Consider the following 22841-nt stretch of genomic DNA (forward strand, 5'->3'; position numbering starts at 1 on the left):
GATACGGCCGCTGCCCTGACGGTCCTGCACGCGACCGCGCCTGGCGCTGCTAGGTTCGCTGGATGACCCCCGCAGCTCCCTCGGCCGTCCCGGGCGTCGGGCACCCCGCACGCCGACGTCGCGGACCACGCACCCTCGTCGCCGTCGGCATCGTGCTCGCCGCGCTCGGGGTCGTCGCCCTCGTCCTCGGGATCGTCTCGTTCGCCCGCACGCTGCCGATGGGGATCCTCGACGGCCGGGGCGAGCCGGGCCGTGACGTGATCGCCTCGGCGGAGGCTCCCGGCGAGCTCTCGATCACGCTCGCCCCAGACGAGCCCGTGACGATCTGGGCGACGAGCGTCGACCGGGGCCAAGGCCCGAGCTGGAAGGTCGAGGTCCGGTCCGCCGAAGGGACGCCCCAGCGGACGACCACGGGCGTGACCGCGACGACCCAGCGGGGAGGAGTCCGTGCAGTCTCGGTCGCGGACTTCACGCCGACCGTGGCGGGCACCTACGTCATCTCGCTCGAGGCCGCGGAGACGTCGGCCTCGATCGGCCACCTGCTCGTGACCGAGGCAGTCCCCGTGCCCACCTTCGTCACGCGCCTCCTCACGGGGATCGGGCTCATCTTCGTCGGCATCGCCCTGGGCGTCGTCGGCATCGCGCTCGGCGTCGGCGGCGCGGTCTGGTGGGCCGTCACCGCGAACGACGACCGGCGTCGCGACGCCCCACCGCACGGGCCGTCTGCACCGGCTCCGGGCCTGTGAAGGGCTCGGACGACGGCGTGAGCGCGACGCAGGACCCGTCCGCGCGCGAGGACGTCGACCAGCACACCTTCCGGCGCGAGCTCAAGAACCGGCACATCCAGATGATCGCCCTGGGCGGGGCGATCGGCACCGGACTGTTCTACGGCTCGGCTGAGTCGATCTCGCTCGCCGGGCCATCGATCCTGCTGGCCTACGCCGTCGGCGGGCTCGTCATCTTCGCCGTGGTGCGGGCGCTCGGCGAGATGTCCGTCGACGAGCCGCGCACCGGCGCGTTCTCGTACTACGCGTACAAGCACTGGAGCCCCCGTGCCGGGTTCGTCTCCGGCTGGAACTACTGGTTCAACTACGTCGCTGTCGCGATGGTCGAGCTCGCTGTGGTCGGCAAGTTCGTCGCGTACTGGCTGCCCGACGTGCCGAACGGCGTCTCCGCCGCGTTCTTCCTCGTGACGATCACCGCGATCAACCTCGTCGGCGTCCGGGCGTTCGGTGAGTTCGAGTTCTGGTTCGCGCTGATCAAGGTCGTCGCGGTGATCGGGATGATCGTCCTCGGCGTCGTCGTGGTCGTCCTCGCGATCAATGACAACCCGGCCCTGCCCGACCCGAGCCTCCGCCACCTGGTCGACGACGGCGGGTTCTTCCCCCACGGCGTCACCGGGACCGTGATGGCGCTCGTCGTCGTCATGTTCTCGTTCGGCGGCGCCGAGCTCGTCGGTATCACCGCGGGCGAGGCGTCCGACCCGGGGCGGACGATCCCGCGCGCGATCAACCAGGTGATCTGGCGGATCCTGCTCTTCTACGTGCTCGCCCTCGCAGTGATCATGGCCGTCGTGCCGTGGGCCACGATCGATGGCACGACGAGCCCGTTCGTCCAGATCTTCGACAGCGTCGGCGTCAAGGGCGCAGCGCACGTCCTCAACCTGGTCGTGCTGACGGCCGTGATGTCGGTCTACAGCTCGGCCCTCTACTCGAACGGCCGGATGCTGCACACGCTCGCGCACCAGGGCAGCGCTCCCGGGTTCCTCGGACGGGTGGGCCGCAACGGGGTCCCGGTGTACGGCGTGCTCGTCTCGTCGGCAGTGACGGGTGTGGCGGTGGTCGTCGTGACGATCTGGCCCGACTTCGCGTTCCGCTACCTCATGGCGATCGCGACGATCGCGGGCGTCATCAACTGGTCGATGATCGTGATCACGCAGCGCAAGTTCCGGCGCCGCATCGGTGCAGACGCGTCCGCGCGGCTCGCGTTCCCGCTGCCCGGCGGGGCGGTCACGACGTGGGGCGTCCTCGCGTTCCTCGCCGGGGTGGTCGTGCTCATGGCACTGTCCCCCGACTACCGCACCGCGGTCGTCGTCGGGCCCGTGTGGGTCGCGCTGCTCCTCGTCGCGTTCCAGCTGAAGAGCCGCCGGCGAGGAGAGGGCGTCACGCTCACCGATTGAGCGCTGAGAGGCGGGGTGTCAGCCTTCGCTCTGGATCCCGAGGCTCCGCACGACGCCGTCCCAACCTGCGGCGAGCTCGTCGACCAGGTCGGCGAGGGACTCGGGGAACACCTCGACCTCCTGAGCCCGCAGCTCTGCGGTCGTGATCCAGCGCAGCTCGTCGAGCAGCTCACGCTCGGTGTCGGTCCAGCCCGCGTCCGACGGGTCGACACCCCGGCCTGGCACCCGCACGAGGAAGAAGACCTCCTGCTGCCGGCAGCTCTCGCGCAGGAAGTGGAAGAGCGCGTCGCGCTCGATCACCGGTCCGACGAGGTCGCCGGGGGCGACCTGCATGCCGGTCTCTTCCCAGAGCTCACGCGCAGCTGCTTCGCGGGGCGTCTCGCCCTCGTCGATACCGCCGCCGACCGTGAACCACCAGGACCTCTCGGGCTGGTCGAGGTCGTGGCCGCGGACGAGGAGCGCGCGCCCTTCGTCGTCGATCACGAGGACGCGCGCGGCAGACCGGGAGCGCACGCCGTCGGGGCCGACGGTCCAGTCGGCCCCGAGCGACGTCGCGCCGTCGTCGTGGCCGCCGTCGTTGTCGACGGCGGCCACGGTGACATCAGGTTCCGAGGTCACCAGCCGCGCTCGGCGAGGCGGTGCGGGACGGGGATGTCGTCGACGTTGATCCCGACCATGGCCTCACCGAGACCACGCGAGACCTGCGCGATGACGTCCGGGTCGTCGTAGAACGTCGTGGCCTTGACGATGGCCGCCGCGCGCTGCGCCGGGTTGCCGGACTTGAAGATGCCCGAGCCGACGAAGACGCCCTGGGCGCCGAGCTGCATCATCATCGCGGCGTCGGCCGGGGTCGCGATGCCGCCCGCGGTGAACAGGACGACGGGCAGCGCGCCTGCCTCCGCGACCTCCTTGACGAGCTCGTACGGGGCAGCGAGCTCCTTCGCCGCGACGAACAGCTCGTCCTCGGGAAGGCTCGACAGACGCTTGATCTCTGCGCGGATGGTCCGCATGTGCGTCGTCGCGTTGGAGACGTCGCCCGTGCCTGCCTCGCCCTTCGAGCGGATCATCGCGGCGCCCTCGGTGATGCGCCGGAGCGCCTCGCCCAGGTTGGTCGCCCCACACACGAACGGCGCCGTGAACTGCCACTTGTCGATGTGGTTCGCGTAGTCGGCGGGGGTGAGCACCTCAGACTCGTCGATGTAGTCGACGCCGAGGGACTGCAGCACCTGAGCCTCGACGAAGTGCCCGATGCGCGCCTTCGCCATGACGGGGATCGACACCGACGAGATGATCGAGTCGATCATGTCGGGGTCGCTCATGCGGGACACGCCACCCTGCGCGCGGATGTCCGCGGGGACGCGCTCGAGGGCCATGACGGCGACCGCGCCGGCGTCCTCGGCGATCTTCGCCTGCTCCGCCGTGACCACGTCCATGATGACGCCGCCCTTGAGCATCTCGGCCATGCCGCGCTTGACGCGCGCAGAACCGACCGACGGCGAAGCACCCGAGTCAGCAACCATTTCGCTGGGCACAGCACACCTCATCACATATCGACCTGAATCCGGCCCGGGTGGGCCAGCGCGTCATACTACCGTCCGGCCGCGACCACACCGCGGCCCGGCCGCGGGAGCTCCGCCGGCCAGACGTCGTCGAACTCGACCATCTGCGGCATCGGCGCGCGTCCTGCGAGGTGCAGCACGCGGACGCCCCGCTTCGCTCGCATGCGCTGCGCCTGGGCGACCGCCTCGTTGTGGAACCGTCTCGCGAGCTGGACGCGGTACCAGGCGGCTGCGAGGTCGGCGAGGATCTCGCCGCCGTCGACCGTCGAGCGAAGCTCAGCGACCTCCTCGGCGTCCGCCAGGACGGCGCGCAGCGCAGCCGAAAGGTTCGACTCAGCGTGCGTCCGCACCTCGCCGAGGCCCTCCGCGAGGGCCTGGCCGATCACGCGGGGTGGTGCGGCGCCGTGCACGAGCTCCGCCTGGTTGCCGAGCCCGCTGGAAGGGTTCTCGTCGACGAGCGAGGCGAGGTCGGGGACAGCGACGAGGAGCTCGCGCTCCCCCTGTGCGGCATCCGTCGCGATGACTGCGTCCGTGAGGACGAGCGCGCTCACAGGATCGATCGCGCCCGACGTCGCGAGAGCGTGCGCGGCACCGGCACGGCGCACAAGCTGCGCGTCGAGCGCGATGCGTGACGCGACGACCTTGCGGTGCAGCCGGTCGAGCCGCGTCGCGGCCTGCCAGGCGACGACGACGCCCACCGCGAGCACGGCGACGAGGATGACGACGACCTCGGACCAGGTCATGAGGTGACCTCCTTCGTGAGGCGTGCGGCCCGGCGTGAACGCGGGTCCTCGGTGACGCGGACGGTCGCCTCGGACGCGGCGAGCACCATCTCGTAGACCGTGAGCACCTCGCGGGTGACGACGGACCAGTCGTAGCGTCGGACCGCCTCGGACGCGACCGCGACGACCTCTCTGCGGCGCGCAGGGTCGCGCAGGACGTCGACGAGCACCGTCGCGAGATGGTCGCCGTCACCGTTGCGGAACAGGATGCCCGCCTCGCCCTCCTCGAGGACGCGGCGGAAGGCGCCGAGGTCGCTCGCGACGACGCACGTGCCTGCGCTCATCGCCTCGACGAGGACGATGCCGAAGCTCTCGCCGCCGGTCTGCGGCGCCACGTAGGCGTCGACGGAGGAGAGCAGGGCGGCCTTCTCCTCGTCGGAGATCCCGCCGAGGAACTCGACCGCGCTCGCGTGCTCGCCGAGCGCGGCGATCGCGTCGGCCTTGCCCTGGTCGCCACGCCCGGCGACGAGGAACCGCGCGCCGGGGATCTGCTCGAGAACAGCAGGGATCGCGGACGTGAGGACGGGCAGACCCTTGCGGGGCTCGTCGAGGCGGCCGAGGAAGGCGATCGTCGGGCGTTCGGGCGTCCCGGTCCAGCGCGGGTCCGGCTGGGCGTTCGCGAACGGCTCGACGTACACGCCGTTAGGGATGACGACGGCGTCACCGCCGAGGTGCTCGGTCGACGTCCGGCGGGCGTCCTCCGAGACGGCGATGCGGGCGTCGATCTTCTCGAGTCCCGGCCGCACGAACGGGTAGGCGACCTGAAGGGCACGTGAGCGGGGCATCGACGTGTGGAACGTCGCGACGATGGGCCCGGTCGCGATCCACAGGGCGAGCATGCTGAGCGAGGGGGTCACCGGCTCGTGGAGGTGCAGGATGTCAAAGTCACCCTGGACCAACCAGCGGCGCACCTTCGCGGCTGCGACGGGCCCGAAGGTCATGCGGGCGACGGAGCCGTTGTAGCGCAGCGGGATCGCACCTCCGGCCGACGTCATGTAGGGCGCGAGCGGCGTGTCCTCGTCGGCAGCGACCAGGACGCCCACCTCGTGCCCCTGGGCGATGAGCGCCTCGGCGAGGTCGCGGATGTGGAACTGCACACCGCCCGGCGCTTCGAACGAGTACGGGCACACGATCCCGATCCGCAGCTTGCGGCCAGGCACGTCTGCCACGGGACTCTCGATCATCGTTCCTCCTGCGTGTCAGCGGGTGTGCCGTCGATGGCGGCAGCCGCCGCGGTCGTGCGCGCGTAGCGCTCGGGGTCCAGGTCCTCGACGAAGACGCGCTGCAGCATGTGCCACTGCTCGGGTCGTTCGGCGATCGCCTCCGAGACGGCGTCGACCCAGCCCTGGGTCATCGCGAGCGTCTGGTCGCGACGCGGCAGGTCCGGGGCCACCTCGACGGCAGGGTGGAACCGGATCACCAGGCCCCACGGGGTGCCCGCGCGGCGACGCCGCTCCCCCGTGAGCCGCTCGTGCCACATCGAGATCGGCAGGAGCGGCGCACCCGTCGCGACCGCGAGGGCGGCAGGTCCCGCGGCGACGCGCGCGCGCCGGCCGAACATGTCCACCTCGAGGCCGCGGGCCGTCAGGTCGCGGTCGGCGAGCAGCGGCACGAGCGACCCGCCGGCCTTCGTCGCGCGCAGCAGGCGGGTGAACACGCCGTCGTCGCCGAGCGTGTGGATCGTCATGCCGAGGCTCTCGCGGAACTCGAGGAACTCCTCGTAGAGACGAGGCGGCTCGAGGCGCTCCGCGACGGTGACGACGGGCATGATGTGCGATCCCGAGTACGCGCCCGCGAGGTCCCAGTTGCCCATGTGCGTGAGCGCCGCGACGACAGAGCGCCCCTCCGCGCGCGGGGTGAACACGTGCTCCTCGCCGACGAGCCGCACGCGGGCCACGAGCTGCTCAGGCGTCATGGACCGGAGGGTGAACACCTCGGCGTAGTAGCGCATGTAGGCGCGCATGCCGGCCCTAGCGAGGCGTCGTACCTCTCGGGGGGACGCCTCCGGGCGCACGCGCGCATAGTTGGCCTCCAGCCGGCGCACACCTGACCCGCGCAGCGCCCAGACCACGACGCCCGCGACGTCGAACGCGCCACGCACGAGAGCCCCTGGCAGGTGACCGAGGACGTCCCATGCGAGCTGGAACGCCCGACCTGCGTCGAAGACCTTCACCGGCCCGCCTCGGAGCCGCTCGTGGGAGCGCCGGGGAGACTGCCCGCGCCTGCACGCACCTGACCGTGGACGTGCGCCATGCGCTGCACGATCGTCACGGCTGCGGCGACGGCGAGCGCCGCGAGCGCGACGACGAGGACGACGCGCGGCGCGCCGTATCCGACGACGAGGGTTGCGACGAGCGCGAGCGCGATGCGGTCGGCACGTTCGGCGATGCCGACCGCGGCCGTCATGCCGAGGCCCTCGGCGCGCGCGCGGGCGTACGGCACGACCGCACCGAGCGCGAGGCACGCGAGGGCGACGACGACACCGGCACGGTCGTCCTGGCCGAGGAAGAACAGGAGGAGCCCTGCGAAGATCGCCGCGTCAGCGATCCGGTCGAGCGTCGAGTCGAGGAACGCACCCCAGGGGCCGGCCCGCCCGGACTCACGGGCCATGATCCCGTCGAGAGCATCGGTGAAGACGATGACGGCGATCGTCCACGTCCCGGCGACGAGGTGGCCCGTCGGGAAGAGCCACAGCGCGGCGACGACGACGCCGAGCGTGCCCGCGATCGTCACCATGTCCGGCGTCACGCCGATCCGCAGGAGCAACCGCGCGAGCGGTCCCAGCACCTTGGTCACTCCGGATCGCAGGTGGTCGAGCACGGTGGTCCTTCCTCTCGGGGCTACACGCCCCTGGTGTCGTCCCGTCCGGGACGCGGCGACGCGCGGCGTCGCCGTGGGTCAGTCTGCCTCGCGCGCCCACTGCGCGGCGAGGCGCGCGCGCGTGTCGGCGAGCAGCTCGGGCAGGGCCTTGGTCCTGCCGACGACCGGCAGGAAGTTCATGTCGCCCGACCAGCGCGGCACGACGTGCTGGTGCAGGTGCGCGGCGATGCCCGCGCCGGCGACCTCGCCCTGGTTCATGCCCAGGTTGAATCCTTGGGCGCCAGAGGCCTGCCGGAGCACGGTCATGGCCCTCTTCGTGAGGGCCGCGACCTCGGCCGTCTCGGCGTCGTCGAGCTCCGTGTAGTCGCTGACGTGACGGTAGGGGCACACGAGGAGGTGGCCACCGTTGTACGGGAAGAGGTTCATGACGACGAACGCGGACTCGCCGCGCGCGACGATCAGCCCGTCCTCGTCCGAACGCCCCGGGGCGAGGCAGAACGGGCAGCTGCCCGACGTCGAGTCGGCAGGCTTGCCCTCGCCCTGGATGTACACCATCCGGTGCGGCGTCCACAGCCGGCCGAAGCCGTCGGGAGCGCCGGGGAGGTCGCTCGCGGCGTCGGACGCCTGAGCGCCCGACGCCGCCGTCGCGTCCGTCATGTCCACGACGTGCTCAGACCTGCGCCCGGTCGCGCACCGCGGCGACGATGCGCTCGATCGCGTCGGCGACCGGGATGCCGTTCTCCTGGCTCCCGTCGCGGAAGCGGAACGACACAGCGCCCGCCTCGACGTCCTCGCCGCCGGCGATGAGCACGAACGGGATCTTCTGGGTGGATGCGGTGCGGATCTTCTTGGCGAAGCGGTCGCTCGAGTCGTCGATCTCTGCGCGGATGCCCTGCGCGCGCAGCTGGGCGACGACCTCCGCGAGGTATTCGTTGAACGGCTCGGCGACGGGGACGGCGAGCACCTGGACGGGCGCGAGCCACGCCGGGAAGGCGCCCGCGTAGTGCTCGAGGAGCACGCCGAAGAAGCGCTCGATCGAGCCGAACAGCGCACGGTGGATCATGACGGGCCGCTGGCGCGTGCCGTCCGCGGCCGCGTACTCGAGGTCGAAGCGCTCGGGCAGGTTGAAGTCGAGCTGGATCGTCGACATCTGCCACGTGCGACCGATCGCGTCGCGCGCCTGGACGGAGATCTTCGGGCCGTAGAACGCCGCGCCGCCCGGGTCGGGAACGAGCTCGAGACCTGACTCGGTCGCGACCTCCTCGAGCGTGCGGGTCGCCTCCTCCCAGATCGCGTCGTCGCCGACGAACTTCTCGGGGTTCTTGGTCGACAGCTCGAGGTAGAAGTCGTCGAGGCCGTAGTCCGCGAGCAGGTCGAGCACGAACGTGAGCGTGCTCGCCAGCTCGTCCTTCATCTGCTCCTTGGTGCAGTAGATGTGGGCGTCGTCCTGCGTGAGGCCGCGCACGCGCGTCAGACCGTGCACGACCCCGGACTTTTCGTAGCGGTACACCGTCCCGAACTCGAACAGTCGCAGGGGCAGCTCGCGGTAGGAGCGTCCGCGCGCGTCGAAGATCAGGTTGTGCATCGGGCAGTTCATGGGCTTGAGGTAGTAGTCCTGGCCCGGCTTCGTCACGGCGCCGTCGTCGTCGACCTCCTCGTCGACGTGCATCGCGGGGAACATGCCGTCGCGATACCAGTCGAGGTGACCCGAGATCTCGTACAGGTGCCCCTTGGTGATGTGGGGCGTGTTGACGAACGAGTACCCCGCCTCGATGTGGCGGCGGCGCGAGTAGTTCTCCATCTCGGTGCGGATGATGCCGCCCTTGGGGTGGAACACCGGCAGGCCGGAGCCGATCGCGTCGGGGAACGAGAACAGGTCCATCTCCGCGCCGAGGCGGCGGTGGTCGCGACGCTCGGCCTCGGCGAGGCGGTCGAGGTAGGCGGTGAGCTCGTCCTTCGACGGCCACGCGGTGCCGTAGATGCGCTGCAGCTGGGGGTTCTTCTCCGAGCCGCGCCAGTAGGCGGCGGCCGAGCGCATGAGCTTGAAGCCGTTGCCGATGAGCTTGGTCGACGGCAGGTGCGGGCCGCGGCACAGGTCCTGCCAGGCGACCTCGCCGCCCCGGCGGAGGTTCTGGTAGATGGACAGGCCGCCCTCGCCGACCTCGACCGAGGCCCCCTCGGCGGCGTCGGCGCTCGAGGACTTCAGCCCGATGAGCTCGATCTTGTACGGCTCGGAGGCGCACTGCTCGAGCGCCTCGGCGTCCGTGACCTCGACGCGCCGGAAGGTCTGGCCTTCCTTGACGATCCGCATCATGGCCTTCTCGAGGGCCTTGAGGTCGTCGGGGGTGAACGGCTCGGTGACGTCGAAGTCGTAGTAGAAGCCGTCCTTGATGGGCGGGCCGATGCCGAGCTTCGCGTCCGGGTTGACCTGCTGGACGGCCTGGGCCATGACGTGGGCGGCGGAGTGCCGCAGCACGGCGAGGCCGTCCTCGGAGTCGATCGTCACGGCCTCGACGGCCGTGCCGCCCACGAGGACCGTGTCGAGGTCCTTGAGCTCACCGTCGACGCGGACGACGACGACCTCGCGGCGGTCGGCGAACAGGTCCGCGCCCGTCGTGCCCGTGGTCACCGTGGTCTCGACGCCGTCGACGGTCAGGGTGACGTTCTCGAGCGGTGACTCGGACACAGGGTTCTCCTCGGGTGCGGGCGCGCTGCGGGGCGCGGTGCTGGATCGGCGGTGATCGCTCACCGGTGTGCGTGCGTGCGTCGCGAGACGCGCACCCCTAGATGCTACCGACCTGAAGGTCGGGTGCGGCGCACGCCGGTCGACGGCACGGCGGTCCACGGGTCCTCGGGCCAGTCGTGCTTCGGGTAGCGGCCGCGCATGTCGGCACGCACCCCGCGGTAGGGGCCGTCCCAGAAGGACCGCAGGTCCGCGGTGACGGCGACGGGCCGACGCGCCGGCGAGAGCAGGTGCAGCAGGAGCGGGACCCGGCCGTCGGCGAGGCGCGGCGTCTCGCTCCAGCCGAAGACCTCCTGGACCTTGACGGCAAGAACGGGCTGCTGCGACGCGGCGTCGCCGCTCGCGACGTCGACCACGGAGTAGTCGACGCTCGCCGTCGAACCCGAGGGCAGCTCGATCCGCTCAGGCGCGAGCTCGTCGAGCCGTCCGGCCTGCGGCCACGGCAGGAGGGTGCGCAGCCCGCCGAGCACGTCGACGCGCTGCAGGTCGCCGGCCGTGCGGACACGTGCGAGCGACGGTCCGAGCCACGCGTCGAGCGAGTCGAGGAGCGCCGCGTCGGCGACGTCGGGCCACGGCGCGCCGAGAGCGCCGTGCAGCACCGCGAGCCGCGCACGCAGCGAGCGCGCGGCGACGCTCCACGGCAGGACGTCGAGGCCGTCTTGTGCGATCGCATCCCGCACGACGCCGGCGACCTGCTCGGGGGACGGCGTCCAGGCCTCGCTCGTCAGCTCGATCGCGCCGAGGGACGTCGTGCGGCGCGCGACGACGCGCCCGTCCTTCCACACGACGGACGCGTCTTCCGCGAGTGCGGCCCCGGCTGCGGCGAGCGCGAGGTCCTCGTCGAGCGGTGCGGCACCGCGCACGTACGCGTCGCGGCGCCCGGGGGCGCGGTCCGCGTCTGCGACGGCGAGCCACTCGTACGCGGCGAGACCCGCGCCGTCGGGCAGCGCCGCGCCCGTGCCGCCGACCATGAGGTACGTCCCGCCGGTCCGGCGACGCCGGGCGACGCGCTCGGGGTGCGCGAGCGCGACGACGAGGCCGGTCGCGAGGTCGTCGGTCAGGCGCTCGGACCCGCTGCCCTCACCTCTCCCCCGCGCTGCCCGGCCGTGCTCCTCGAGCCGCCGCACAGAAGCGCGCCACTCGTGCGCGCCAGGTCCGCCTCGGCGGACGTCGCGCAGCGCGGCGACCAGGTCGGCGTCGCCACGGCGGACGTCCTGGTCGAGCAGCGCGACCACCTCGGCCGCACGCCTGGACCCGACGACGTCGCTCGCGTCGAGCAGGGCGCGCGCGAGCCGCGGGTCCGTCGGGACCGACGCGACGCGCCGCCCACGCTCGGTGACGCGCCCGGCGTCGTCGAGCGCGCCGAGCATCATCAACGTCTCGCGGGCCACGGCTGCGGCCGCCTCGGGTGGCGGGTCGAGCAGCGCGAGCGACGTGAGCTCGCTCCCCCAGCACGCCGTCTCGAGGAGGAACGACGTGAGGTCCGCCGTGAGGATCTCAGGCGTCGGGTGCTCCGGCAGACGGGCATGGTCCTCGTGCGACCAGCAGCGGTACACCGCGCCGTGCGCCTCGCGGCCGGCGCGGCCCGCGCGCTGCTCGGCGGAGGAGCGGCTCACCGAGACGGTGACGAGCCCGGCGAGCCCGCGCCGCAGGTCGGTGCGCGGCTCGCGCGAGAGCCCCGCGTCGACGACGACACGCACGCCCGGGACGGTCAGCGACGACTCGGCGACAGCGGTCGACACGACCACGCGGCGGCGGCCGCCCGGCATGAGCGCGGCGTCCTGCCGCTCGGCCAGCAGGCGGCCGTGCAGCGGCAGGACGGCGGCGTCGAGCCCCGCGCTCGCGAGGCGTCGCACGACCTGGTCGATCTCGCGCACGCCCGGCACGAACACGAGCACGTCACCTTCGCGCTCCGCCGCGGCCTGGACGACGGTCACGGCGACGTGGTCGAGGAACGCGGGCGTCACCCCGCGGTCGTCCATCCTCCTCGCGCGGGCCGGGAGCGGACGCCACACGACGTCGACCGGGTGCAGCGCGGCCTGCGCCGACACGACCGCTGCGGGTGCGGCGTCGTCCCCGAGCAGCGCGGCTGTGCGGCCTGCCTCGACGGTCGCGGACATCGCGACGACGGCAAGGTCCGGGCGCAGCGCGGCGCGCACGTCCACGAGCATCGCAAGGACCAGGTCAGAGTCCAGGTGGCGCTCGTGGACCTCGTCGAGCACGACGGCGGACACGCCCGCCAGCTCGGGGTCGCGCTGCAGGCGCCGCAGCATCACCCCGGTCGTCACGACCTCGACGCGCGTCGCCCTCGACGTCCGGGAGTCACCACGGACGGAGTAGCCGACAGTCTGCCCCACCTCTTCCCCGAGGAGCCACGCGAGCCGACGGGCGGCCGCACGTGCTGCGACCCGACGCGGCTGCGTCACGACCACCCGGCCGCCGACCTCGTACGCGACCGCGGGCGGGACGAGCGTCGTCTTGCCCGTACCCGGCGGCGCCTGGACCACGGCGACCCCGCGTGCGCGCAGCGCCTCGCGGAGCGCGGGCAGCACCGCGGCCGCTGGCAGGCCGCCCGGGTCCGCCAGAAGGCGCGCGATCGCGTCGGGTGCAGGCTCCATCCGCCTATTCTCGCCGGATCACGCGCGACCTTCCGACGAGGTCCTCGGTAAGGACTGCGCGAAGCCGGACACTTCTCGGTATGAGCACTCCCCCGACCGGGCCGACGCCGGGCGAACGCTTCGCCCACCTGTGGGCTACGTGCGCGCCCCGGGTCCAGGCGTACGCGATGCGGCACGTCGACCCTGACACGGCCCAGGAGGTGGTCTCCGAGACGTTCCTCGTCGCGTGGCGGCGCCTGGAGCACGTGCCCGGCGAGCCGATGCCGTGGCTGATCGTCGTCGCGCGCAACACGATCGCGAACGCGCGGAGGTCCGAGCGTCGCGTGCGCGCGCTCGACGTCGAGCTCGCGCGGCTCGCAGCCGTCGCACGGACGACGACGTCGGGCGCCGACGACGTCGCCCTCGACCGGGACACGATGCTGCGCGGGCTCGCAGCCCTGAGCGAGGAGCAGCGCGAGGCGCTGCTCCTCGTCGCATGGGACGGGCTCTCCGCCGGTCAGGCGGCCGCTGTGCTCGGCGTGTCGACGGCGACGTTCCACGTCCGGCTGCACCGGGCCCGACGGCGGCTCGAGGCGCTCGTGGATGGCCCCGCGCCGTCGGCCGCGTCGTCGCCAGCCCCCGGCTCCCGTCCCCGCGTCCCTGAGGTGCGCGGCGGACCCGCGGGCCCGAGCAGCACCAGGAGGTCCTCATGAGCACCCCGTCCGTCGACTCGCGTCTCTCGGCGCTCGCGCCCGGGCCCGCGCCCCTCGACCCACGCCGTCTCGATGCCGCGCACGCGGCCGTGCTCGCAGCGATCGCAGGCGACCACAACCCTGCCCCCGTCGCGCCGCACGAGCATGACGCGCGGAAGGAGCAGGAAGCGCGCACCCTGCCGCTCGACCGCGCGCGTCAGCGACGCCGTGCACGCATCACGTTCCTCGCTGCGGCCTGCGTCGTCCTCGGCGTCGCCATGGTCCTCGGCCTGCCGCGCGGCGGGGACTCGCCCGCCTTCGCGACCTGGACGTCGTCGGCGGAGCCCGTCGACCCGGCATCGGTGGCCGCCGAGATCGCCTACTGCGCCGCCCGCGCCCAGGACCAGGGTGCGCTTGCTGACCCCGTGCTCCTCGAGCGGCGTGGCGACTGGGTCTACGCCATGTTCGCCAGCGGCTCCGGAACCGAGTCGGTCATGTCTGCGTGCCTCGTCCGCCGCACGGGCGACGCCGGGCTTGCGGTCGAGGGAGGAACCGCCGGGGTGGAGGGCACCTGGGGGCGACCTGCTGCCGACGAGGTGACACCGGTCTTCAGCAGCTGGGACCCGACGTGGGCGTCGGCCGGCGGGTATGCCGGGGACGAGGTCGCTCGCGTGGTGCTCTCGGTGGACCGGCCGGGCCGCGAGCCGCGCACGGTGGTCGCGAGCGTCGCGGGCGGCTGGTTCGGGGCCTGGTGGCCGCAGGACTCGCAGCACGTCCGTTACTCCCTGACCTGGTACCTCCAGGACGGGACCGTCGGGGGCTCGCTCGACAACCAGCGGTGAGACCTCCCGTCGGCGACGGTCAGCAGTACGGGTGGTGCTCGTGGTCCACGTGGCCCGCTGGCTCAAGCTGGAACGTCGAGTGGTCGACGGCGACGTCGAAGTGGGACGCGACGCACTCCTGGAGCGCATCGAGGATGCGCGGCGCGTGCCCGTCCGCGAAGCACGAGTCCTCCACCACCACGTGCGCGGAGATCACCGGCAGGCCGGTCGCGACGAGGGAGGCGTGCAGGTCGTGCACGTCGAGCACGTGCTCGACCTCGAGCATGTGCGCGCGGACGTCATCGAGGTCCAGGCCGGGCGGCGCGGACTCGAGGAGCACGTCGCCCGTCTCCCGCAGGAGCCGCAGCGCGCGCGGCAGGATGAGCGCGCCGATGACGAGGCCGGCGACCGCGTCGGCCTGCAGCCATCCCGTGGTCCGGATGAGGATCGCAGCAACGATCACCGCGACGGACCCGAGGGCGTCGTTGAGCACCTCGAGGAACGCGGCCCGCATGTTGAAGCTCGACCGTCGCCCACCGGCGAGCACCGCGATCGACACCAGGTTGCCGACCAAGCCGATGACGCCGAAGACGAGCAGCTCGGTCGACGGCACCTCGGGCGGGTCGAAGAACCGCTGCACGCCCTCGACGAGCACGTACACGCCGACGACGAGCAGGAGCGTCGCCTGCGCGGCGGCAGCGACGACCTCGATCCGGCGCCAGCCCCACGTCCGGCGAGACGTCGCGGGCCTGGCCGAGAGTGCGGCGGCGCCGAGGGCCATGCCGAGCCCGGCGGTGTCGGTGAGCATGTGCGCCGTGTCGACGAGGAGCGCGAGGCTCCCCGTGAGCACCGCGCCGACGGCCTGCGCGAGCAGGATCACCGCCGTGACGGCGAACGCGACGGTCAGGCGGCCCCGCTGGTCAGCGGGATCGAGCCCTGCCCCGTGATCGTGCCCCGTGTGCCCGCCCCTGCTCATCCAGCGATCCTAGCCACCCGCCCCCGGAAGCGAGAATGTGCGCGATCTGCTGCCCAGAGCAGCAGATCGCGCACATTCGTGGCGGCAGTTCGTCGGGTCAGCGCTTGCGCTTCTCGCGCACGCGCACCGAGATCTCGATCGGCGTGCCCTCGAAGTCGAAGGTCTCGCGCAGGCGTCGCTCGACGAAGCGACGGTAGCCCGCCTCGATGAAGCCGGACGCGAAGATCACGAAGCGCGGCGGGCGCGTCGAGACCTGGGTCGCGAACAGGATGCGCGGCTGCTTGCCGCCGCGCAGCGGGTGCGGGTGCGCGGCCACGAGCTCGCCGAGGAACGCGTTGAGACGGCCGGTCGGGATGCGCCGCTCCCAGTTCTCGAGGGAGTGCTCGAGCGCCGGCACGAGCTTCTCCGCGTGCCAGCCGGTCTTCGCCGAGAGGTTCACGCGCGGCGCCCACTGGATCTGGACGAGGTCCTTCTCGATCTCACGCTCGAGGTACTTGCGGCGGTCCTCGTCCATGAGGTCCCACTTGTTGTACGCGATGACGAGGGCGCGGCCCGCGTCGACGACCTGCTGGATGACGCGCGTGTCCTGCTCGGTCATCGGCACGGAGGCGTCGACGAGCACGACGGCGACCTCAGCCTTCTCGATCGCGGCCTGGGTACGCAGCGACGCGTAGAAGTCGGCACCGGACGTCTGGTGCACGCGGCGCCGGATACCGGCGGTGTCGACGAACCACCACGGCACGCCCTTGAGCTCGATGAGCTCGTCGACCGGGTCGCGCGTCGTTCCCGCGAGCTCGTCGACGACGACCCGGTTCGAGCCCGCGACCTTGTTCAGCAGGGAGGACTTGCCGACGTTCGGGCGACCGACGAGCGCGACCCGTCGGGGGCCGTCCGCACGGGCGACGCCATGAGCCGTCTCGGTCGGCAGCGCCTTCATCGCGGCGTCGAGCAGGTCGCCCGTGCCACGGCCGTGCAGCGCGGACACGGGGTGCGGCTCGCCGAGGCCGAGGCTCCACAGCTCGGTCGCGTCCGCCTCGGAGCGCGGGCCGTCGACCTTGTTGGCGCACAGCACGACGGGCTTCTTCGCTCGGCGCAGGAGACGCACGACGTGCTCGTCGGTCGCCGTCGGGCCGACGGTCGCGTCGACGACGAAGAGCACGGCGTCGGCGAGGTCGATCGCGATCTCGGCCTGCTTGGCGACCGAGGCGTCGATGCCCATGACGTCGGTCTCCCAGCCGCCAGTGTCGACGAGCGTGAACTGCCGGCCCGACCACTCGGCCTGGTACGACACGCGGTCGCGGGTCACGCCCGGCTTGTCCTCGACGACGGCCTCGCGCCGGCCGATGATGCGGTTGACCAGGGTCGACTTGCCGACGTTCGGGCGACCGACGACCGCGAGGACGGGAAGCGCAGCGGGCCCGTGGAGGTCGTCCAGGTCGTCCTCGTCGAGGTCGAGGAGAGCCAGGTCGTCCTCACCGAGCTCGTAGTCGGCGAGGCCGCTGCGGAGCATCTCCTCGCGCGCGGCGTCGGCCTCGGCATCCTCGGAGTACGCGGGCACCTGGTCGGCGACAGCCGCGGTCTCGTCGGTGTCCTGGTGCGTGAGGGCAGCGTCGGGCCGGGTCTCGTCGGGCGAAGTCATGGCCCTATCATCCCAGGCTTGCGCGCCCGGGGCGACCATCGCCGCGACCTGCTCGGTCACACCACCCCGGGTGACGCTCACGCAGGACGTCAGTCCGCCTGGACGGCCGTCCCGCGTCCGGGTGCGACAGCACCCGGGTCGTCCAGCGGGAGCGCGATGCCCGAGAGCTCGACCGCGGCCTCGACCGTGGCCTTCAGCGCGTTCGCGACGAGCTGCGCATACTGCTCCTGTGCCTGCTTCCCGGTCGTGCCCGGCGCACGCTCCATCGTGACGGGCTCACCGATCAGGACGAACAGACGACGCCGGAAGCCGGGCAGCCGACCTGCCCCCTCGCCCGTCCGCCGCGTCCCGAGGACGGCAGCGGGAACGACGGGAGCCCCGGACGCGAGCGCGAGCCACGCCACGCCCCCGCGCACCTCCGACAGGTCGCCGCGCCCGCGGCGCCCCTCCGGGAAGATCCCGACGACGTCACCACGCTTGAGCACCGACAGCGCTGCAGCGAGGGCGGGGCGACCGTTCTCCCGGTCGACCGGGATCTGACCCGACCACCGCAGGAACGAACCGATCGGCCCTCGGAACATCGACTCCTTGATCATCATGTGCACGGGCCGCGGGCTCACGCCGAACACGATGGGACCGTCGATGACACCCGTGTGGTTGGCCGCGACGATCACCGGACCCTCGGCCGGCATGTTCTCGGCGCCCACGACACGGGTACGCCACACGACCCGCGACAACAGCCAGCCGACCGGCGTGGCCCGGCGCGCCGCAGGCAGGGAGGCCGCCGTGCTCACAGGACGGTCGACGTGTCTGCCGGCGCGGCCTCGCGGACCCCCGCGACCTGCGCGACGACGTCGAGCACCGCCTGGATCGTCTGCTCGAAGTCGAGGTCGGACGAGTCGACCGTCACCACGCCGTCAGCCGCGACCTGGAACTCGACGACGGTCGAGTCGTCACGGTCGCGCCGCAGCACCTGGTCCTTGGTCGCCTCGACGGCCTCCGTGCCAGCATCACCGTGCAGCTCGAGCGCGCGGCGCGCGAGGCGCGCCTCCTCGCTCGCGGTGAGCAGGACGCGCGCGTCGGCGTCGGGCGCGACGACGGTCGTGATGTCACGGCCCTCCGCGACGACGCCGCGGCCGCTCGAGAACCCGCCGAGCGCCTTCTGCGCGTCGATCAGCGCACGCTGCAGGCGGCCGAGCTCGGCGCGGACCTCGAGGTTCGTCGCGACCGCACTGACCTTCTCCGAGATGCGGGTCGTGCGGATGTCCTCACGGACGTCGTGCCCGTCGATGAGCACCGACTCGACCGACGGGTCGACGCCCATCTCGAGCGGCATCGTGCGGACGGCCTCGGCGACCGCGTCGCGGTCAGCGAGGTCGAGACCGAGGTGCAGGCACCACCAGGTCGCCGCCCGGTACGTCGCGCCCGTGTCGAGGTACGCGAGGCCGAGACGGCGGGCGACCGCCTTCGACACGCTCGACTTGCCTGACCCGGACGGTCCGTCGACCGCGATGACGACGGGGTGGCGCTCCTCGTGCTGCATGCTCGTGCTCTCCATCAGTGGTGGTCCGGGGACGTGCGCGTCAGAGGCCGACGGCTGACATCAGCGTGCCGAGCTCGGTCTTGCCGAGCACGCGGTGCCGACCGGGCGGCAGGTCGTTCAGACGGATCGGGCCCATCTGGACGCGCACGAGGCGCGTGACCTTGTGGCCCACCGCGTCGAACATGCGGCGCACGATGCGGTTGCGCCCCTCGTGCAGGATCACCTCGACGAGGCTCGCCTGCGGCGTCGAGTCGACGACCCGGTAGCGGTCGAGGCGAGCGAGGCCGTCGTCGAGGTCGACACCGTGGATGAGCGCGTCACCGACACGCGGCGTGACGCGACCCTCGACCTCGACGAGGTACGTCTTCGCGATCCCGTACTTGGGGTGCGTCAGACGGTTGGCGAGCTCGCCGTCGTTCGTGAGGATCAGCAGGCCCTCGCTGTCCTGGTCGAGACGACCGACGTGGAAGAGACGCTCGGAGCGGTTCTTGAAGAAGTCCGCGAGGCAGGGGCGCCCCTCCGGGTCGTCCATCGAGGAGACGACACCGAGCGGCTTGTTGAAGATGATCGTGATCTTCGAGTCGTCGAGCTGGATGCGCAGGCCGTCGACGTGCACGGACTGCACGTTCGGGTCGATGCGCACGCCGAGCTCGAGGACGATCTGACCATCGACCTCGACGCGGCCCTGCTCGATCAGCTGCTCGCACGCGCGGCGCGAGCCGAGGCCCGCCTGGGCGAGCACCTTCTGCAGGCGGACGCCGTCCGCGGTGTGCACGTCGACGTCGGGCTTCGCCTCGCGCGGCTCCCGGCGGGCGGCCTCGGGGCGCGCTCCGCGAGGAGGCTCGTTGCGCGCACCACGTGCGGGGCCGCGGGCTGCGCCGCGACCGGCCTGCGGTCGGCCACCCGTGCCGCCTCGCGAAGGCTGGCCGCCGCCCTGGCCACCGCCCTGGCCGCGAGACCGTCCTGCACCGTTCTGACGACCGCCACGGCCGTTCCCGCTGCTGCTCACTGCTGCTCCTTCATGCTGGTCGGCGAGCTGGGCTCACCGGGGACCGTCGTCACGCGGGTCTGCGGGCCGAGGTCGTCAAGACCGTCGATGTCCGGCAGGTAGGGCGCGAGCGGCGGAAGCTGGTCGAGCGAGGTGAATCCCATGCGCTCGAGGAACGAGGCGGTCGTGCCGTAGAGATGGGCCCCGCTGGGCTCTGTCCCGACCTCCGCGACCAGGCCTCGTGCTACCAGGGTACGCATGACGCCGTCGACGTTCACACCGCGCACCGCCGAGACCTGTCCCCGCGTGACCGGCTGACGGTAGGCGACGACGGCGAGCGTCTCGAGCGCCGCCTGCGTGAGGCGGGCGGTCTGCCCCTCGAGGACGACCTGCGCCACGACGTCAGCGAACGCCGGCGCAGAGTAGATGCGCCACCCTCCGCCGACCTGACGCAGCTCGAAGCCGCGCTGCTCGTCGCGGTAGGACGCGACCATCGTGTCGAGCGTCACGGCGACCTCGACGACCGGGACACCCGTCACCTGGGCGAGCCGCTCGACGGAGACAGGCTCGTCGACGATCATCAGCACCGCCTCGAGCGCGCCCCGCAGGCCACCCGGGAGGTCGCGCACGTCGACCTGACCGTCCGTGCCGGGCACGCGTGGCACCTCCCCCTCCAGCACCTCTGCCCCTCCGACGTCGGTCTCGCTCATGACCCGTCCTCCTGTGCTCCGGCGACGACCGGCACGGGCGCCCCCTCGAACTCGTCGATCGACGACACGTCTGCCGCCCGGTCCCCCGCGACCCAGCGGACCGTCAGGTCGCCGAGCGGGCTCGCCTGGTCGAACGCGATGCTCCCGTCGCGGAACAGCTCGAGCAGCGCGAGGAACCGCACGACGACGACCAGGGTGTCGGCTGCGTCCGCGACGAGGGCGCGGAACGACGTCGTACCGCGGCGCCTGAGGTGCGCGACGACGATCGCTGCCTGCTCGCGCACGCTGACCGCCGGCGCGTGCAGGTGCGACAGATCGACGCCGGGCGGCGGCGCCTGCGGGCGCAGCGCCTTCGCAGCGACCGCCGCGAGCCCCTCAGGTCCGAGCGTCCACACGAGCTCGGGCAGCAGGCTCGCGTGCTGCGGCTCGAGCGAGACGGACCGCGGGAACCGGCGGCCCTCGTCGGCGAGACGCTCCGCGATCGTCCGCGACACGTCCTTGTACGCCCGGTACTGCAAGAGTCGCGCGAAGAGCAGGTCGCGAGCCTCGAGCAGCTCGAGGTCCTCCTCGTCCTCGACGTCCCCGGTGGGCAGCAGCCGGGCGGCCTTGAGATCGAGCAGCGTCGCCGCGACGACGAGGAACTCCGACGCGGTGCTCAGGTCCCACGAGCTCGTCACGCCGTCGTGCGACGCGCTCTCGGCTGCGCGGATGTAGGCGATGAACTCGTCCGTCACGCGCGCGAGCGCCACCTCGGTGATGTCGAGCCGGTGCTTCGCGATGAGCGACAGCAGCAGGTCGAACGGCCCCGAGAAGTTCTCGAGGTGCACCTCGAAGGTGCCGGCCGGTGCGGGCTGGGACGCGGCCGCTCCGGTCGCGTCAGGCGGCGTCGCCACGGGCGACGAGCTCACGCGCGAGCTGGCGGTACGCCGCCGCACCCGAGTGGTGAGGCGCGTACGTCGTGATCGGCTCTGCCGCGACCGACGCGTCCGGGAACTTCACCGTGCGGCCGATGACCGTGTGCATGAGCCGGTCGCCGAACGCCTCGTGGACGCGCTGGACGACCTCGCGGGAGTGCAGCGTGCGCGGGTCGTACATCGTCGCGACGATGCCGTCGACCTCGAGGCGCGGGTTGAGTCGGTCGCGCACCTTGTCGATCGTCTCGATGAGCAGCGCGACGCCGCGCAGCGCGAAGAACTCGCACTCGAGCGGGATGACGACGCCGTGCGCGGCGGTCAGGGCGTTGACGGTGAGCAGGCCGAGCGACGGCTGGCAGTCGATCAGCACGACGTCGTAGTCGTCGAGGACCGGACGCAGCACACGCGCGAGGACGTTCTCACGGGCGACCTCGCCGACGAGCTGGACCTCCGCGGCGGACAGGTCGATGTTCGCGGGCAGCAGGTCGAGGTTCTCGACAGCGGTCTGCCGGATGATCGACCGGATGTCCGCCCCGCGCTCCATGAGCAGGTTGTAGATCGTCTGGTCGAGCTCGTGCGCGTTGATGCCCAGGCCCACGGACGCGGCGCCCTGCGGGTCGAAGTCGACTATGAGCACGCGGCGGCCGTACTCGGCGAGAGCGGCCGCGAGGTTGATCGTCGTCGTCGTCTTGCCGACGCCGCCCTTCTGGTTGCACATCGCGATGATGCGCGCCGGGCCGTGGCTCGCGAGCGGGGCGGGCGCCCGGAAGACGGGCAGAGGCCGACCCACGGCGTCCAGGGTTGCCGAGAGGACGGGGTTCTGGGCCTGGCTGTTCACGTGCCTACGGTATCGCAGCGCACCCCGGCGGCCCGCTCATCTGCGCCCGAGCGCGCGCGGGTGTGCCGCGACATACATCTCACGCAGGGCGTCCGGCGTCACGAGCGTGTAGATCTGCGTGGTCGTCACCGAGGCGTGCCCCAGGAGCTCCTGGACGACTCGCACGTCCGCACCGCCCTGGAGCAGGTGCGTCGCGAACGAGTGCCGCAGCGTGTGGGGCGACACCCGTTCGGGCGACTCGATGCCTGAACGCTCGGACGCGCTGCGCAGCACCGCCCACGCGCTCTGCCGGGAGAGCGGGTTGCCGCGCGTGTTGAGGAACACTGTGGGGACTCCCCTGCCCGCGCTGGCGAGCGCTGGCCGCGCTCGCACGAGGTAGGCCTCGATCGCGTCGCACGCGTACGAGCCGAGCGGGACGATGCGCTCCTTGCGGCCCTTGCCGAACAGGCGGACGCTCGCTGCTCCCCGCGTCAGGTCGAGGTCGTCGACGGTGAGACCGACCGCCTCCGAGATGCGCGCACCGGTCGAGTAGACGAGCTCGAGGAGAGCGCGGTCGCGGAGCGGCACGGGCCCGTCGCCGGTGCCGGCCGCCTCGATGATGCGCGTGACGTCCTCGACGCTGATCGCCTTCGGCAGGCGTCGCGGCTGCGCGGGTGGGCGCAGCGCGGTGGCCGGGTTGACGCGCACCGTCCCCTCGAGCTCGCAGAACCGCAGCCAGCCTCGCACGGCCGCGATCGAGCGGGCGGTCGACGACGCCGAGAGCGTCGTGCCGCCGTCGTCCCCGGTGCGCACCGCGGCCACGTACGCCTCGAGGTCCTCGGGGGTCACGCTGTCGGGCGTCTGGACTCCGCGGGAGGCGAGGAAGGCGACGTGGCGTTCGAGGTCGCGCCGGTAGGCGTCGAGCGTGTTCGGGGACAGGCCCCGCTCGACGCGCAGGTGCGCAAGGTACTGGCGCACGGTCCGGTCGAGACCTGACGGCACCTCGACGGGTGCGTCGCCGCCGGTCACGGGGGCGTCGGCGTCGGTCATGCGCGCCAGGC

At 72.4% G+C, this 22841-nt stretch carries 22 protein-coding genes; 4 read left to right on the top strand and 18 right to left on the bottom strand.

What is annotated here, in order from left to right; translation table 11 throughout:
* Positions 1–62 precede the first annotated feature (62 nt).
* Together AC4F3Q_RS07115 and AC4F3Q_RS07120 are read left to right on the top strand one after the other, a co-directional pair.
* Positions 63–746: a hypothetical protein gene (locus AC4F3Q_RS07115; RefSeq protein WP_491039355.1), complete on the top strand. Its 684-nt coding sequence runs from the start codon at positions 63–65 to the stop codon at positions 744–746.
* Between the two features lie 17 nt (positions 747–763).
* Positions 764–2179 (top strand): amino acid permease, encoded by a 1416-nt coding sequence (locus tag AC4F3Q_RS07120; RefSeq protein ID WP_491039356.1) that lies wholly within the window; start codon positions 764–766, stop codon positions 2177–2179.
* 18 nt (positions 2180–2197) lie between these two features.
* Here AC4F3Q_RS07120 and AC4F3Q_RS07125 read toward each other — a convergent pair whose 3' ends face one another.
* From AC4F3Q_RS07125 to hrpB, 9 genes are all read right to left on the bottom strand, one after another.
* Positions 2198–2773, bottom strand: a complete 576-nt coding sequence (locus AC4F3Q_RS07125; protein WP_491039357.1) for an NUDIX hydrolase — start codon at positions 2771–2773, stop codon at positions 2198–2200.
* Positions 2774–2793: 20 nt separating this feature from the next.
* The gene (pdxS, locus tag AC4F3Q_RS07130; protein ID WP_168447610.1) at positions 2794–3699 is read right to left on the bottom strand and encodes a pyridoxal 5'-phosphate synthase lyase subunit PdxS; all 906 of its coding nucleotides are present in this window, start codon (positions 3697–3699) and stop codon (positions 2794–2796) included.
* Between the two features lie 68 nt (positions 3700–3767).
* Positions 3768–4481 (bottom strand): hypothetical protein, encoded by a 714-nt coding sequence (locus AC4F3Q_RS07135; RefSeq protein ID WP_491039358.1) that lies wholly within the window; start codon positions 4479–4481, stop codon positions 3768–3770.
* A complete protein-coding gene (locus AC4F3Q_RS07140) occupies positions 4478–5704 on the bottom strand; it encodes a glycosyltransferase family 4 protein (protein WP_491039359.1) in 1227 nt (408 codons plus the stop codon). The genes AC4F3Q_RS07135 and AC4F3Q_RS07140 overlap by 4 nt, the downstream gene beginning before the upstream one ends.
* The gene (locus tag AC4F3Q_RS07145; RefSeq protein WP_491039360.1) at positions 5701–6693 is read right to left on the bottom strand and encodes a phosphatidylinositol mannoside acyltransferase; all 993 of its coding nucleotides are present in this window, start codon (positions 6691–6693) and stop codon (positions 5701–5703) included. Before AC4F3Q_RS07145 ends, AC4F3Q_RS07140 begins: the two co-directional genes overlap by 4 nt.
* On the bottom strand, positions 6690–7340 hold the full coding sequence (pgsA, locus tag AC4F3Q_RS07150; RefSeq protein ID WP_491039361.1) for a phosphatidylinositol phosphate synthase: 651 nt from the start codon (positions 7338–7340) through the stop codon (positions 6690–6692). The genes AC4F3Q_RS07145 and pgsA overlap by 4 nt, the downstream gene beginning before the upstream one ends.
* Positions 7341–7418: 78 nt before the next feature.
* Complete coding sequence (locus AC4F3Q_RS07155) at positions 7419–7997, bottom strand: HIT family protein (RefSeq protein ID WP_491039362.1); 579 nt, start codon at positions 7995–7997, stop codon at positions 7419–7421.
* Between the two features lie 13 nt (positions 7998–8010).
* The gene (thrS, locus tag AC4F3Q_RS07160; RefSeq protein ID WP_491039363.1) at positions 8011–10026 is read right to left on the bottom strand and encodes a threonine--tRNA ligase; all 2016 of its coding nucleotides are present in this window, start codon (positions 10024–10026) and stop codon (positions 8011–8013) included.
* 104 nt (positions 10027–10130) lie between these two features.
* Entirely contained in the window at positions 10131–12701 is a 2571-nt protein-coding gene (hrpB, locus tag AC4F3Q_RS07165; RefSeq protein WP_491039364.1) for an ATP-dependent helicase HrpB, read from the bottom strand.
* An 80-nt stretch (positions 12702–12781) separates the two neighbouring features.
* Here hrpB and AC4F3Q_RS07170 point away from each other — a divergent pair, with 80 nt between their 5' ends.
* Positions 12782–13393, top strand: a complete 612-nt coding sequence (locus AC4F3Q_RS07170; protein WP_491039365.1) for an RNA polymerase sigma factor — start codon at positions 12782–12784, stop codon at positions 13391–13393.
* Positions 13390–14214, top strand: coding sequence for a hypothetical protein (locus AC4F3Q_RS07175; RefSeq protein WP_491039366.1), 825 nt, complete (start codon positions 13390–13392; stop codon positions 14212–14214). Before AC4F3Q_RS07170 ends, AC4F3Q_RS07175 begins: the two co-directional genes overlap by 4 nt.
* A gap of 19 nt (positions 14215–14233) precedes the next feature.
* On the opposite strand, the gene AC4F3Q_RS07180 is transcribed toward AC4F3Q_RS07175, so the two are convergent.
* From AC4F3Q_RS07180 to AC4F3Q_RS07220, 9 genes are all read right to left on the bottom strand, one after another.
* Positions 14234–15169, bottom strand: a complete 936-nt coding sequence (locus AC4F3Q_RS07180; RefSeq protein ID WP_491039367.1) for a cation diffusion facilitator family transporter — start codon at positions 15167–15169, stop codon at positions 14234–14236.
* Between the two features lie 97 nt (positions 15170–15266).
* Positions 15267–16808, bottom strand: a complete 1542-nt coding sequence (gene der / locus AC4F3Q_RS07185) for a ribosome biogenesis GTPase Der (RefSeq protein WP_098456958.1) — start codon at positions 16806–16808, stop codon at positions 15267–15269.
* Positions 16809–16897: 89 nt separating this feature from the next.
* Entirely contained in the window at positions 16898–17602 is a 705-nt protein-coding gene (locus AC4F3Q_RS07190) for a lysophospholipid acyltransferase family protein (RefSeq protein WP_491039368.1), read from the bottom strand.
* Positions 17599–18366, bottom strand: coding sequence for a (d)CMP kinase (gene cmk, locus AC4F3Q_RS07195; protein WP_491039369.1), 768 nt, complete (start codon positions 18364–18366; stop codon positions 17599–17601). The genes AC4F3Q_RS07190 and cmk overlap by 4 nt, the downstream gene beginning before the upstream one ends.
* A 25-nt stretch (positions 18367–18391) precedes the next feature.
* Positions 18392–19360 (bottom strand): pseudouridine synthase, encoded by a 969-nt coding sequence (locus AC4F3Q_RS07200; RefSeq protein ID WP_491039370.1) that lies wholly within the window; start codon positions 19358–19360, stop codon positions 18392–18394.
* On the bottom strand, positions 19357–20049 hold the full coding sequence (gene scpB / locus AC4F3Q_RS07205; RefSeq protein WP_491039371.1) for an SMC-Scp complex subunit ScpB: 693 nt from the start codon (positions 20047–20049) through the stop codon (positions 19357–19359). The genes AC4F3Q_RS07200 and scpB overlap by 4 nt, the downstream gene beginning before the upstream one ends.
* Positions 20046–20957 carry a segregation and condensation protein A gene (locus AC4F3Q_RS07210; protein WP_491039372.1) on the bottom strand — a complete coding sequence of 304 codons (912 nt, stop codon included), beginning with the start codon at positions 20955–20957 and terminating at the stop codon, positions 20046–20048. Before AC4F3Q_RS07210 ends, scpB begins: the two co-directional genes overlap by 4 nt.
* Positions 20926–21801 carry a ParA family protein gene (locus tag AC4F3Q_RS07215; RefSeq protein ID WP_098456962.1) on the bottom strand — a complete coding sequence of 292 codons (876 nt, stop codon included), beginning with the start codon at positions 21799–21801 and terminating at the stop codon, positions 20926–20928. Before AC4F3Q_RS07215 ends, AC4F3Q_RS07210 begins: the two co-directional genes overlap by 32 nt.
* Before the next feature lie 36 nt (positions 21802–21837).
* A complete protein-coding gene (locus tag AC4F3Q_RS07220; protein ID WP_491039373.1) occupies positions 21838–22830 on the bottom strand; it encodes a site-specific tyrosine recombinase XerD in 993 nt (330 codons plus the stop codon).
* Positions 22831–22841: the final 11 nt, after the last annotated feature.

The sequence above is a fragment of the Flavimobilis sp. BM9 genome (genome assembly GCF_058313055.1).